Raw genomic sequence first — 14,629 nt, 5'->3', positions numbered from 1 at the left:
TTTATTTTTTACCAATCTCGATAATTTCCAGATCTTTTATTTTATCACCTTCAATTACGAAACGAAGCATTGTTCGCATTTGATGAAAACCACTTTTTCCTGCTGCTCCGGGATTCATATGCAGAAGATTATTCTTTTTATCAAATATCACTTTCAATATATGCGAATGTCCGCAGATAAATAATTTCGGCGGATTCAAGGCCATTTCTTCTCGTATTGCCGGATTATATTTTCCCGGATAACCTCCAATGTGGGTAATCCAAACAGAAACATCTTCACACATAAACCGGTTATGAAGCGGAAATTCAATTCTGGCTTTTGCATCGTCAATATTACCATAGACACATCTCAATGGTTTTAGCTTTTTTATGGTATCGGTAACGTTCAAATCTCCAATATCTCCTGCATGCCACACTTCATCTGCTTGAGCGACATATTTTAAAATAGTATCATCGATGTGGCTGTGAGTATCTGAAAGGAGAAGGATCTTAGTCATTTTTTAAGGTGCAGAGGTTTTGTGTGACAAAGGTACAAAGGTTTTTCTTTGTAGGGACAAAGGTTCAAAGTAACAAAGTTTTTTTTCTGAATGAAAAATTTAAATCAAAAAAATCCGATTTGTTTTCACAAATCGGATTTAAAAATATGCTGATCCCAAACCTAATAGATTTTAAAAACCTGTTAGGTCTCTTTAAAAATAATTATTGTTTTTTAGAATTTTTACCGTCTTTTAATTCTTTGGTATCCATCATTTCCATTAGTTTTAATCCCAATAATCCGCTGATAGAACCATCAGAACCACCGTTTCCAGTAATCAATACATCTGGAATCACTTTGATGTTTCCTTTACCAATTTCTTCGGTAACTTTATAACGGGTAAAGTTGTCGCCGCCCATGGCACTAACTTGCAATTGGTACGCTTCGGCAGTTGATTTACCAATTGCCATAATTTTCTCTGCTTCAGCCAAACCGGTTTTTGAGATTTTTTCGGCTTCTGCACTGGCATTTAATCTTGTTGCTTCTGCCTGTGCTCCTGCTCTTGCTTTGGTTGCTTCTGCTTCGGCATTGGCACGCATTTTTGTAGCTTCAGCTTCGGCATTTACATTTAATTTTAAACTGGTTGCATCTCCTTCTGCTTTCTTAACAGTAGCATCTGCTGTACGCTGTGCGATTTCAACACTTTGCGATGCACGTACAATTTCTTTCTGCATATCTGCAATTGCCGTTTCTTTTTCCATTCCCTGACGTTGTTCTTGTGCCATTCTTTGGGTTTGATACGTTTTTTGCTCCTCTTCCGCCAGTTTTCTGTCGGTCAAAGTTTTCATTAACGAATCTGGCGGAACAATATCTCCAATTAAGGTATCAACTGCATTTACGTTATATTCATCCAAAACCAGTTTAATATGATTTTTTGCTGATTCCTGACGTTCTTTTCTCGTTGTTAAAAACGAAATTACATCGCTATCCTGAGCCGAGTTTCTAAAATAGTTACCAATAGTAGGTTCTAAAACCTGAGAAACAAGATTGTTCATGCTTCCAAATCGAGCAATTACTTTCGGTGCTTCTGCAGCTGGCACATGAATAATCTGTGCAACATCCAGATTAAATGGGAAACCATCTTTTGATCGAACGGTAATTGTCGACAGGTTTTTATCTAAATCATGCGATTCGCTTCTTGCATTTGCCCAGTTTAAAACTAAGTTAGTAGTAGGAACTGCTTCTAGTTTTGTTGTGTATTTATTCAAAGCGTATTTTCCAGGACCAAACGGTTCCATCCAAACGCCTCGCTGTCCTTTTGAAACAATATTTCCGTGTTTAAAAGTATCTCCAGTAACATCTTGACCATCTTCGCCAATATAAGAAATCACAACTCCCACATAACCAATTGGCACATCTGTCATTGGATTCTGTTCAATCAAGATTCCCCAAGTATTAATATAGTAGGATCCAGCAAGCATAACCTGTGGTTGCAAACCACGATTTCCGCCATGTTCAAGGAACTTATCAAAATCCTGAAAGTTATTGTGGTCTTCAACAAATTTACCAGCAATTTGTCCCTGCGGAATGGGTTCTCCATCAAGCGCCGTTACAATCCCAATCATGTTTTCGTAAATCTTAATTTGATCTGTAATTACAATCTCAAACAAGAATGTATTAATACGATATGATCCTGTTGTAATAAAAGCAGTCTGACGTCCTTTTTGACCACCATTGTCCAAAAACGCTGTAGCATCTTGAAAGTTGTCACTTTCAACTCTTCTTGCCAGAATTCGTCCGGTTGGAATTTCTTTTCCATCCTTACTTAAAACCAATCCAATTTTCCCTTCTGGAATCAATGTAAAACTGGTCATATCTATTGAATACTGCCAGATCCACATTCCCCAATACAAGCCTGGGGCAAGTGTTTTCGCCTGATAACCAGCCTCGCCTTTTGTGGCAATAATTCGGCCGTCGGGTAAAGATTTGTCGGCACCAAACAAAACGAATTTTTTGGTTACTAAACCAATTTTATCTTCGGGAACTATTACCATTCCGAAGAAAACGCGTAAAATAAATTTGTAAAAAAGTATGGCAAATACTATTAACAGTATCCACCAATAAGAGGTAATTTCATTCATAGTTTTTGATATTTAGTGGTACAAACATAGGAGAAATACGAACTGTTAAAATGAAATATTTTAAAAATTAACATTTGGAATTTTCTTCCTAAAAATGTTAAAAAAAGTTTTATTCTACATCGTTGGAATTGTCAATTTCTGACCTCATTTTCAGCTAAACAAACTATGATTTGTATTTTAGGTTTTGATCGGTTTTAACACTATTTGGAGCTTTTAAGAGACTAAGGGTCTCGGTTTTTGTTTTTGGATTTTTATTATAATGGTTTAAATCATTTTCAAAATATTACATCTATATATAATAGGTATAATTTGTTTACCATAATTGAAAGAAAAACTTAGAACCTTAGTATCTCAGAACCTTAGCAGCTTTTAAAAAAAACCTTTGTACCTTTGCTCCTTTAGAACCTCTGTCCCTTAAAATGAGATATTTTATTCAATTTGCTTACAACGGAACGCAGTACAACGGCTGGCAGTTTCAACCTAATGCTCCTTCTGTTCAGGAAACTTTAAATAAAGCACTTTCTGTTTTATTAAATTCAACGATAAATGTTATGGGAGCTGGAAGAACTGATAGCGGAGTTCACGCTTCTGAAATGTATGGCCATTTTGATTTTGAAACTCCTTTAGACATTTCGGTTTTGGTTCACAAACTCAATTCATTTTTACCAAAGGATATTGCTGTTTTTAATATTATTCCGGTTCATGATGATGCACATTGTAGATTTGATGCCACAAAAAGAACTTATGAATATCATATTAATACTGTAAAAAATCCGTTTTTAGAAGGATTGAGCTGGTATGTAAACCAAAAATTGGATGTCAATATGATGAATGAAGCCGCAAAGATTTTATTGAAACATACCGATTTTCAGTGTTTTTCGAAAGTAAATACGGATGTCAATACTTTTGACTGCACGATTTTTGAGGCATATTGGAAACAAGAAAATAACAAATTGGTTTTTACGATTTCGGCTAACCGCTTTTTACGAAATATGGTTCGTGCCATTGTAGGAACACTTATTAATATAGGTTTACACAAAATCACGCTGGCAGATTTTGAAACTATCATTGCCAGTAAAAGCAGAGAAAAAGCCGGATTTTCGGTTCCGGCGCATGGTTTATATTTAACCAATATTTATTACGATTATTTATAAGCCGTAAGTTTTACGGTATAAGCAGTTTGGCGTTAACATTAATGTTACACGTATTGCCTAAAACTTACAGCACTAAAAAAAATAAATGAAAGCAAAAGCATTTGATACTGGATTATTTAAACGAATTTTAAAATATACCAAACCTTATAAATGGCGTTACTACGGTGTCATTATTTTTGCCGTATCGCTGTCTATTTTTGCAGCACTCCGCCCTTACTTATTAAAGCAAACGGTTGACGGCTATATCAAGACTCATGATAAAATGGGTCTGCTGATGTACATCATCTTAATGGGAGCAGTTTTACTGATGGAAGTTTTCTCTCAGTTTTATTTCGTGTATTGGGCGAACTGGCTCGGACAGGATATTGTAAAAGATATTCGCAACAAACTTTTCAAACACATTTTGAGTTTCAGAATGAAATATTTCGATTTGGTTCCAGTTGGTCAATTGGTAACCAGAGCGGTTTCGGATATTGAATCGATTGCTCGTATTTTCAGTCAGGGATTGTTTATGATTATAAGTGATTTGATGAAAATGCTCGTGGTTTTGATTTTTATGTTTTACATGAACTGGAAACTTACCTGGATTGTAGTTGTTGCGATGCCAATTCTGGTTTACATTACTAGAATTTTCCAACGCAAAATGCAGGTAGCTTTTGAAGAAGTGCGAACACAAATTGCCAACATGAACTCATTTGTTCAGGAACGAGTAACGGGAATGAAAATCGTACAGCTTTTTAACCGAGAAAAAATCGAAGCCGAAAACTTTAGAGTGATTAATGACAAACATCGTGTAGCTTGGATTAAAACGATTTTATATAACTCTATTTTCTTCCCTATTGCCGATATTATTTCATCGATTACTTTAGGTCTGGTTGTTGTTTTTGGAGGATTTAAAATTTTAAACGGAGACAATTTTACGACTTTCGGAGATTTATTTTCATACACCATGTTTATTGGAATGTTGTTTAATCCGCTACGCCAAATTGCTGATAAATTTAATGAGATGCAATTAGGAATGATTGCGGCCAATCGTGTTTTTGATATTATCGATACGCAGGATCATATTCAAGATACAGGAACTATTGAAGCTCCAGATTTTGAAGGAAGCATCGAATTTAAAGATGTTCGTTTTGGGTACATTCCAGAAGAAGAAGTTATAAAAGGAATTGATTTATCGGTTTCTGCTGGACAAACAATTGCTATTGTAGGTTCGACTGGTGCAGGAAAATCTACGATTATAAATTTATTGAACCGTTTTTATGAAATAAACAGCGGAACGATATGCATTGACGGACACAATATCGAGAATTATACTTTGGCTTCACTTAGAAAACAAATTGCGGTAGTTCTTCAAGATGTGTTTTTGTTTGCCGATACAATTTACAATAATATCACACTTCACAATCCAGAGATTAGCCGCGAACAAGTTATAGATGCTGCGAAAAAAATCGGAGTTCATAATTTTATCATGAATCTTCCGGACAATTATGATTTTGATGTTAAAGAACGCGGTGTTATGCTTTCGTCAGGACAAAGACAGCTGATTGCATTTTTACGTTCGTATGTCAGCAATCCGAGTATTTTGATTTTGGATGAAGCGACTTCGTCAATCGATACCTATTCTGAAGAATTAATTCAGCGCGCCACCGAAACGATTACCAAAGGAAGAACATCTATCATTATTGCACACCGTTTGGCTACAATTGTAAATGCCGATAAAATTGTAGTAATGGACAAAGGTTTAATTGTAGAACAAGGGACACATCAGGAATTATTAACCAAAGCCGACGGCTATTATAAAAACTTATATGATTCGCAGTTTTCGGCAGCGAATTAGATTAAACATACGCATTTTTGAAATTTAGATTAAAAAAAATAACATCACAACGTGCCTTCGTAATTTACGTCATCGTTTCTATTCTTATTACAGTTTCTTCTGTTTACATGCTCAGTAATTTAATTACTGATCTTACTGAGAAAGCAAATGAAGATACGGCACAGCGTAACTTCGTAAAAAAACAGGAATTCATGTCGCAGGAATTTTCAAAATTTCTGGAACAGGAAAACCGAATTAAACACGTTTTAAAAATAAGCAGACCAGAAGATCTCGCTTCGAACATACATGTATTGTCTTCTGTACAAAACATAAATTTATTAGTAGCTGATAATTGGTTTCAGATTAACGATAATCAAATTCAGTTTGGAACAGATTCAATTTCTGATGCTGTAAAAAAAGATGCTGTAGATTTTATTCAAAAAAATAAAGATCAAGAGCATATCAGCATTATTATTCCGCAGGGAAAAGAATGGGTTTGGAGAATTTATTTTAAACTCACTTCAAAAAACACAACAGTACGTTATGGTTACGACATCAGCTTAAAAAAACTTCTTGCTTATTTTTCTACTTTAGATATTAGATCGACTAATAATTATGCTTTTATTTTTGATAAATCAGGAAGATGTATTTTTCATCCCGAATCGAATTTTATAGGAAAAAATATTTATGAAATCTCTTCTACCCGCTCAATCGACACAATCTTTACCCAAAAGCAAGATTATGTAAAAAGAGTTACGATGTCTGAATATTTAAAATTGGACGTTATCCGATTTACCAAAAAATTAGACCTTAAGAATTCACATTGGTTTATATGTGTAAATTTCCCAAAAAATGTTGTTGATGAAAATGTAACGTCGATCAAAAAGTATTCGACATGGATTTATTCGATTACAACGGTAATGCTTCTGCTTATTTTTTATTTGTTCTCGTATGCCAACAGACGTGCTTATCGAGAAAAGGGAATTGCAATTAAAGAAAAAAACCGACTTCTCGTAGAGAATGAAAAAATCGTTAAAGAAAAAGCGCTTATGCAGCTTCAGCAATTAAAGGAGCAGATTAATCCGCATTTTTTATTTAATTCGCTTAACTCTCTGTATATGTTAGTGGGAAGTGATGTAAAAACAGCACAGAAATTCACACTCAACTTATCTCGTATTTATCGTTATTTAATTGATCCGCCGCAAAAAAATATCGTTCCGTTAAAAGACGAATTATTATTTATTGAGAAATACATCTTTTTACAGCAGACACGCTTTAAAGAAGAATTATTCTTTTCGATAAAGATTGAAAACGAAACGGCTTTAGAAAAACACATTCCCTATCTGGCTTTCCAGATAGTGGTCGAAAATGCCATTAAACACAATAGAGCAACTCAGGAAAATCCGTTAATTACTGGAATTCTAATTCAAGAAAACCAAGTAATTATTAGCAACAATCTTCAAAAAAAGGCTCAGAGCGAACCAGGAACTAATTTTGGTTTAAAGTACTTATCGAGCATTTATAATTTTTACTCCAGAACCAATTTAACAATTTCAGAAAAAGACGGCAAATTCGTATGTATTCTGCCATTAATATCCATTCACTCCTAAAAAAAAGCCATTCACTCCGTTTTGTTTTTTTTCTGAATCAAAATCGAATAGTTTCGACGAAAATTAACTTAAACTTAACACCAAAATGAAGGGAAAGGCATTCCTGCATACTATAAAATTATTCTGCTTACTAATTTTATTATTGTTCATTCCTGTTACAGTTCTTGCCCAAAAGAAAAAGAAAAAAGAAACAGAAAGTGAAGTTGTAAAAAAAGATTCTACTGACGCCAAAAAAGGTAAAAAATACGATGATCTTGTAAAAAAGGGAACGGTTAAAAAAGGACTTTTCAACATCATTCAAGTTAAAACCGATGTTTATTTTGAAATTCAGGATAGTTTATTTAAAAGGGAATTTCTAGTTGTAAACAAATTGTCGCAAGTTCCCTTTCAAGTTAATGAAGCCGGATTAAACAAAGGAATGAATTATGAGAATAAAGTTATTTCCTTTTACAAAGATACAATTGCAAAGAAAGTCTGGGTAAAATCATACGTACCTAAAGTTTCTTCACCTAAAGAAGATGCCATCACAGCATCGGTTATTGATAATTTCTCTGAATCTATTATTGAAGTTTTTGACATTGAAACCAAAAATAATGATTCGAGTGCAGTAGTTATTAAAGTAAATAAGATTTTCGACGGAAAACAAAAAAGTTTCAATGATGTTTTGAGCAACATTGGTTTTGGCGGTTCTGTAAAATCTGATTTGTCATATATAGAAGGATTAAAATCTTTCCCTAAAAACATAGTGGTTAAATCACAACTTACGACTTCAGTGAGTGAAGGCGGGCCAACGTTATCGGTTACACTAGGTGTTACAAGTAACATTATTCTATTGGACAAAGAGCCAATGAAACCTCGTTATGCCGATAACCGAATTGGTTTTTTCAGTGAAAAACACTGGTATTTTGCCGACGCGCAGCAGGCAATGGTTGAAAAAGAACTGATTACACGCTGGCGTTTAGAACCTAAAAAAGAAGACGAAGAAAAATATTTAAAAGGAGAATTAGTAGAGCCTAAAAAACCAATCGTTTACTACATAGATCCATCTACTCCAAAACAATGGAGAAAGTACATCATTGACGGGGTACACGATTGGCAGGCTGCTTTTGAAAAAGCTGGTTTTAAAAATGCCATTATTGCAAAAGAACCTACTGAAGCTGATTTGGATTTTGACATTGACGACGTACGTTATTCAGTTATCACTTATGCTGCATCTCCAAAATCAAATGCTATGGGCCCATCGGTTGTTGACCCAAGAAGCGGCGAGATTATAGAGGCAGATATTATCTGGTGGCATAATGTGATGACATCTTTACAAAGCTGGATGCGTATCCAGACTGGACCCATTGACCCAAAAGCAAGAGGAAATACATTTAGTGATGAACATATGGGAGAAGCAATCCGTTTTGTATCATCGCATGAAGTGGGACATACTTTTGGTCTAAAACATAATATGGGTTCTTCTTTTGCTTATGATGTAGAATCATTGCGTTCTAAAGAATTTACAGCAAAAATGGGCGGAACAGCTCCGTCAATTATGGATTACGCTCGTTACAATTATGTAGCTCAGCCAGAAGATAACGTAACGGTTATTACTCCAAAAATTGGAGAATATGATAAATATGCTATTGAATGGGGTTATAGATGGTATTCGCCTAACGAAAATGAAACTGCAAGACTGAACGCCTTAATCACAAAACATCAAAATGACCCCATTTATTTTTATGGCGAACAGCAGGAAAACGTAATCGATCCTCGTTCTCAATCAGAAGATTTAGGTAACGATGCGGTTAAAGCCAGCGAATATGGTTTAAAAAACTTAAAACGTGTGGTCGATAATATCTTAAACTGGTCCTACGATAAAGATCAGTCTTACTACCAAACTGGTAAACTTTATATTGGAGCTATCGGACAATGGCAAACGTACAATGGTCATGTATTAACCAATATTGGCGGTGTTTACTTAAACCCAACGGTTCATGGCGATAACAAACAAAGTTATGTTCCGGTTCCTGCAGCAATGCAAAAAAGAGCGGTAGATTATTTAGTTAAAAATGTAATTACAATTCCGCAATGGTTATTTTTTAATGACGTTTTAGACAAAACAAATCCGCTGAAAGATTCTCCTTTTGGGCCTTATGAATACACACCATACACAATGTCAAGAGCATTACAATACGACGTTATGTATAGCTTATTCAGCGATGACCGTTTACTTCGAATGACAGAAAATGAATTATACCAGCGAAATAAAACCAATGAGAAGGTTTTTACCGTAAATGATTTATTCCAAAAATTACATCAAAGTGTATTTGCAGGAACTATTCAAAACAAATCGCTGAGCATTTTAGAACGTATGACACAAAAGAATTATGTAGATGTTTTAATTGTTTCGACCAATAAATTATTTGAAAAAACGGATGTTAAAAAAACAATCCAAATACAAGAAACATTACAAATGCCTCATTTATGCTCTGTAGATGATGCACATATGGCGAGAAACATTAATAATTCTTTCTTAAAAAGAGTTACAGAAGTAACATCTGATAAAAAGGGAGAATTGAGTAAAGTACTTCAGTTATTAAGAACAAAAAGAAGTACCGGAGATCAATCGACCCAAAATCATTACCGCGATTTAATACAACGAATCGATAAAGCCCTAAATAATACAACCTTTTAATACATAACCCAAAACATGAAAAAAATTCTACATGCCTTACTGCTGTTCCTGGCCATCGCAGGATACTCGCAGGAAACCCGAACTATTACGGGGATCATTCAAGATGAAGCAGACTTGTCGCCAATTCCGGGTGCGTCTATCTTCGTTGAGAATAATTCGATCTCAAACAAAACTGCTATGGCAGGTATTATTCAGAGTGAAGCTATTGGAACTACTACAGATTTCGACGGTAAATTTTCCCTGAAAATCGCAAAAAATATTACTTCTTTGAGAGTTACTTTCATGGGATACAAATCGTATACTCTTGAATTAGACGGTCAAAAAAATTATACAGTCAACTTAAAATCTGAAACAGCAAAACTTCAAGAGGTTGTTGTAACTGGTTACCAAAAAATTGAGAAAAGAAAACTTACTGCTGCGGTTACAAAAATCGACATGGCTGCAATCCAGCAGACTGGAGTTTCGAGCATTGACCAATTATTGGTAGGACAAATTGCCGGAGTTGCTGTAAGTACGCCATCTGGAGCTCCTGGAGCACCTGCTAAAATTAGAATCAGGGGTACTGCTTCTCTTAATGGTACACAAGATCCTTTATGGGTACTAGATGGTTTACCATTAGAGAGCAATGAAGTTCCAAAAAACTACGATAAGGACAACATTGATAATCTTACTAATTATTCAATCGCTGGTTTAAACCCAGATGATATTAAAGACATTACAATTTTAAAAGATGCCGCTGCAACAGCTATTTATGGTGCTCGTGCTGCAAATGGTGTAATCGTAATTACTACTAAAAGAGGTAAAGCAGGTAAAATGGTGGTAAGTTTTAACACCAATACTTTTATTACACAAAGACCTGAGTTTTCTAAATTAAACTTGATGAATGCAAGCGAAAAAGTTGATTTAGAACTTAACATGGCAAGTCGTCCAGAATTAACATACAGAGACACTGGTGGAGACATTTCTCGTATCCTAAACGGGTCTGGTGAATTAGATGCTTACAGAACTGGCGGATTTTCTGCTTTAACTCCTGCAACACAACAATCTATCAATTCTTTAAGAGGAAATAACACAAACTGGGGTAACTTATTGTACCAAACGGCTATCAATACACAGCATGGTTTAAGTCTATCTGGCGGTGGTGAAAAATCAGATTACTACTTTTCTGTAGGTTACTTCGACGAAAAAGGAACAACTGTTGGAACAGGGTTCAAACGTTACAACTTAACATTAAAAAACAACTACGAAATCACAGATAAATTCAAGGTTGGTATTGGTATCTTTGGTTCTGAAAACAAAACTACATCTTACTTAACAGATACAGATGCATTTACAAATCCTGCTAACTATTCAAGAAACGTAAATCCATATTTAACTCCATACAATGCTGATGGAAGTTATAAATACGATCAGGATATCGCAGGTTACTCAGAGCGTTACGTTCCTTTCAACTTCTTAGAAGAAAGAGCAAACACTTCTTATGATTTAAAAACAAGAGCTTTAAAAGCTTTATTAGATGCCGAATATAAAATAACTAAAGACTTAAAAGTAACTTCGCAATTAGGTTTACAGTTAGACAATACATCTAGTGAAAAATATGCTGCTAAAGACACGTATTATACTAGAAAACAAAGAGAAAAAACACGTTATTTTAGTAACGGTGCTTTCAATTATTTCTTACCTGTTGGAGGTATTATTCAAAATACAAACACAGATTTTTTCCAGTACAACCTAAAAACAATGGTTCATTACAACAAAACGTTTAATGAAAAACATGAAGTTGAAGCTATGGTTGGTAATGAGTTAAGAAGAAATTACAATACAAGTGTTTCTACAAAAGGATTTGGTTTTGATAAAAATAATCTAACTACACAGCAGATCCTTTTCCCTAATACTACTAATATTAACAATCCTGATTACAGAACTTATACTAAAACCGATAACGAAAATGCTTTTGCATCATTCTTCGCAACAGCTTCTTATACATACGACAGAAAGTATAGTGTTTTTGGTAGTGTTAGATACGACGGATCAGATTTATTTGGTGTAGATCCAAAATACAAATATTTACCATTGTGGTCAACATCTGCTTCATGGGCAGTTTCTGAAGAAGATTTCTTAAAAGATAATTTAACACTTTCTAACTTAAGACTTCGTGCTTCTTACGGTTTACAAGGAAATATCGACAAAAACACTTCTCCTTATGTAATGGGTACTAATGGATCTGTTGTTATTTTACCAGGACAAACTGAACCAATCATTAATGTAGACAGTCCGCCTAATGAAAAATTACGTTGGGAAAAAACTACAAACACAAACGTTGGAGCTGATATTGGACTTTTCAACAACCGTATTAGCATTGTAACTGATTTGTACGGAAGAAAAAGTACTGACTTAATTGGTTTAAGATCTCTTCCATTAGAAAATGGTTTTGAATATACAAACATGAACTGGGCACAAGTAAGTAACAAAGGTTATGAGATTACTTTGTCTACAAAAAACATTGACCGTCCAAACTTTAAATGGAATACAAGTATTAACTTCTCTCACAACAAAAGTAATGTTGATCGTATAGCAGTTCGTGACACAGATTATTTCCCAAGCAGAGAAGGTCGTCCTGTAAATGCTGTATTTGGATTTAAAACAAATGGAATTGATGAAAATGGATATCCTTTATTTGTAAACAAAAAAGGAGAAACAGTAAATACACAAACATTCTTTGGTTTATACGATCCTTTTGCTGACTTCTTCCCAGGAGAACTTACGCAATCAAAATTAACTTCAAGTGAGTTTAGAGATTTGTTTACTTATTTAGGCGACAGAGATCCTAAATTTACAGGAGGTCTTACGAATACTTTTAAAGTTCATAATTTTGATTTAACTATTGCTGCTTCTTTCAATATTAAGCAGACTGTAACCAGAACTCCTCCATACAACGGAACATTAGTAGACAGAGGTCAAAACTACAGTAGAGACATTTTAGATGCATGGTCACCAACAAATACATCTTCTAACTTACCTGCAATTAACGGTAAAGATTTATCAGCTGGAGATTCTTACATGGCATACTTATGGTACTCTGGTGCAAATCAAATTACTACCCTAAATTATTTAGATACATGGGTTAGCGAAATGAGTTATATGAGATTAAGCAGTATTCGTTTAGGATATACATTCCCTAAAGCCTTTACAGACCAAATCAATATTGCCAGCATTAGATTCAATGTTGAGGCAAGAAACTTATTCGTAATCAGTTCTGATTACAAAGGTTACTTTGACCCTGAAACTTTTGGAAATATTTATGCTCAACCAGTTCCTAAATCATTCACTTTAGGATGTAATGTAACTTTCTAATACAATTAAAGATGAAAAAAATCTCACAATATATAGTACTTTTTGTTGCTGCAATTACAGTAACAAGCTGCGATGATTATCTGGATATTCAGCCAGTTGGTCGAGTTATTCCAGAAACTTTAGATCAATATCGTGCCGTATTAACAAATGGATATTATCTGTACCCTGAACACAAGTCATTAACTGCGCTTCGTACAGACGAATTAACAATGAACGAGTTTGCAGATGAAATTACCGTTTTTAAAGACATCTACACTTGGAAAGACACCAATCCTGATCGTCTTACTGCAACTTTTCAGTACCAAGATCTTTATAGTGTAATTTTTTATACTAACGTAATCATTAATGAAGCATCAGTAAAATTAGCTGATTCACCAGAAAAAAATCAATTAGTAGGAGAAGCGTATGCTTTAAGAGCTATGGCTTATTTTGATTTGGTTAACCTATTCGGAAAACCTTACAATGCTTCAACAGCTGGTTCAGACAAAGGTGTTCCTTTGGCTTTAGAAATAGATCTAGAACAAGCTTTCGTTCCACAAAGTGTTGAAGTAATTTACAACCAGATTATTTCTGACACTAACAAAGCAGAAGAATTAATTAATGTTGCTTCTCAAACAAAAGGACTTAATTACCGTTTTTCTAAAGTAGCTTTATACAGTTTAGAAAGCCGTGTTTACCTACACGTACAGCAATGGCAGAAATCTTTAGATGCGGCAAACAAAGGTTTAGCAATCAAAAGCGAACTTGTTGACTTAAAAGCAACTTCTGTTTTTGCTACTAAATACGATTCAAAAGAATCTATTTTAGCACTTGAAGATGGTTACATTAATGGACTTAAAGGAGCTTCATATGCTTCTCCAGAATTAATTGCGGCTTACAACAAAACTGCTGATTTACGTTTCCCTCTTTACTTTTTAGCAAGCGGAAGCCGTTTCAGAATTCAAAAAGGAGGAAATGACGATCAAAAATGTTCATTTAGAACTTCAGAATTGTATTTAACAAAAGCAGAAACTTCATTAAAACTAAATAACATTGCCGATGCAAAAACAACTGTTTTAAGTTTCATCAAAAACAGATATACGGCAGCTGCTTATGTACAGCTTGAAATTGAAGTTAGCGCAATGAATGCTGCTGATTTAACCAATTTCATCTATGCAGAAAGACAACGTGAGTTTGTTGTTGAAGGACAACGTTGGTTTGATTTGAGAAGAACGTCTCAAAAACAAATCGTTCACACATTTGATGGAGACAATTTTACTTTGATGCAAAACGATCCGCGTTACACGATTATTTATCCTGCAAACGCGAGATTAAACAATCCCAATCTATAATACCTATTAAATCTTGAAAAAGGCTCAGTTTAAAACTGGGCCTTTTTTGTTTGTAAACCATAAAAT

At 34.4% G+C, this 14,629-nt stretch carries 8 protein-coding genes; 6 read left to right on the top strand and 2 right to left on the bottom strand.

The annotated features are described in order from the left end of the window. Position 1: 1 nt before the first annotated feature. The gene (locus tag J0383_RS17990; protein WP_207295353.1) at positions 2-496 is read right to left on the bottom strand and encodes a metallophosphoesterase family protein; all 495 of its coding nucleotides are present in this window, start codon (positions 494-496) and stop codon (positions 2-4) included. A 202-nt stretch (positions 497-698) separates the two neighbouring features. Further along, positions 699-2,615 carry an SPFH domain-containing protein gene (locus tag J0383_RS17985; protein WP_207295352.1) on the bottom strand — a complete coding sequence of 639 codons (1,917 nt, stop codon included), beginning with the start codon at positions 2,613-2,615 and terminating at the stop codon, positions 699-701. A gap of 419 nt (positions 2,616-3,034) precedes the next feature. Here J0383_RS17985 and truA point away from each other — a divergent pair, with 419 nt between their 5' ends. The 6 genes from truA to J0383_RS17955 all read left to right on the top strand — a co-directional run bounded on the left by truA (position 3,035) and on the right by J0383_RS17955 (position 14,563). Beyond that, positions 3,035-3,769 (top strand): tRNA pseudouridine(38-40) synthase TruA, encoded by a 735-nt coding sequence (gene truA / locus J0383_RS17980; RefSeq protein ID WP_207295351.1) that lies wholly within the window; start codon positions 3,035-3,037, stop codon positions 3,767-3,769. Between the two features lie 85 nt (positions 3,770-3,854). Next, on the top strand, positions 3,855-5,609 hold the full coding sequence (locus J0383_RS17975; RefSeq protein WP_207295350.1) for an ABC transporter ATP-binding protein: 1,755 nt from the start codon (positions 3,855-3,857) through the stop codon (positions 5,607-5,609). A gap of 17 nt (positions 5,610-5,626) precedes the next feature. Continuing rightward, a complete protein-coding gene (locus tag J0383_RS17970; protein WP_207295349.1) occupies positions 5,627-7,198 on the top strand; it encodes a histidine kinase in 1,572 nt (523 codons plus the stop codon). 85 nt (positions 7,199-7,283) lie between these two features. Continuing rightward, on the top strand, positions 7,284-9,878 hold the full coding sequence (locus tag J0383_RS17965) for a zinc-dependent metalloprotease (RefSeq protein WP_207295348.1): 2,595 nt from the start codon (positions 7,284-7,286) through the stop codon (positions 9,876-9,878). Positions 9,879-9,893: 15 nt separating this feature from the next. After that, positions 9,894-13,232, top strand: coding sequence for a SusC/RagA family TonB-linked outer membrane protein (locus J0383_RS17960; protein ID WP_207295347.1), 3,339 nt, complete (start codon positions 9,894-9,896; stop codon positions 13,230-13,232). Between the two features lie 11 nt (positions 13,233-13,243). Next, positions 13,244-14,563: a RagB/SusD family nutrient uptake outer membrane protein gene (locus tag J0383_RS17955; RefSeq protein ID WP_207295346.1), complete on the top strand. Its 1,320-nt coding sequence runs from the start codon at positions 13,244-13,246 to the stop codon at positions 14,561-14,563. Positions 14,564-14,629 lie beyond the last annotated feature (66 nt).

It is taken from the genome of Flavobacterium endoglycinae (genome assembly GCF_017352115.1).
In the GTDB taxonomy this organism is placed as follows: domain Bacteria; phylum Bacteroidota; class Bacteroidia; order Flavobacteriales; family Flavobacteriaceae; genus Flavobacterium; species Flavobacterium endoglycinae.
The sequence above is the reverse complement of the archived record's forward strand: the minus strand, read 5'-3'. Positions and strand labels throughout refer to the sequence as shown.

Excerpts from the sequence above, each read along its gene's own strand:
- J0383_RS17990 (WP_207295353.1), bottom strand. The coding sequence starts at position 496 with ATGACTAAGATCCTTCTCCTTTCAGATACTCACAGCCACATCGATGAT.
- J0383_RS17985 (WP_207295352.1), bottom strand. The coding sequence starts at position 2,615 with ATGAATGAAATTACCTCTTATTGGTGGATACTGTTAATAGTATTTGCC.
- truA (WP_207295351.1), top strand. The coding sequence starts at position 3,035 with ATGAGATATTTTATTCAATTTGCTTACAACGGAACGCAGTACAACGGC.
- J0383_RS17975 (WP_207295350.1), top strand. The coding sequence starts at position 3,855 with ATGAAAGCAAAAGCATTTGATACTGGATTATTTAAACGAATTTTAAAA.
- J0383_RS17965 (WP_207295348.1), top strand. The coding sequence starts at position 7,284 with ATGAAGGGAAAGGCATTCCTGCATACTATAAAATTATTCTGCTTACTA.
- J0383_RS17960 (WP_207295347.1), top strand. The coding sequence starts at position 9,894 with ATGAAAAAAATTCTACATGCCTTACTGCTGTTCCTGGCCATCGCAGGA.
- J0383_RS17955 (WP_207295346.1), top strand. The coding sequence starts at position 13,244 with ATGAAAAAAATCTCACAATATATAGTACTTTTTGTTGCTGCAATTACA.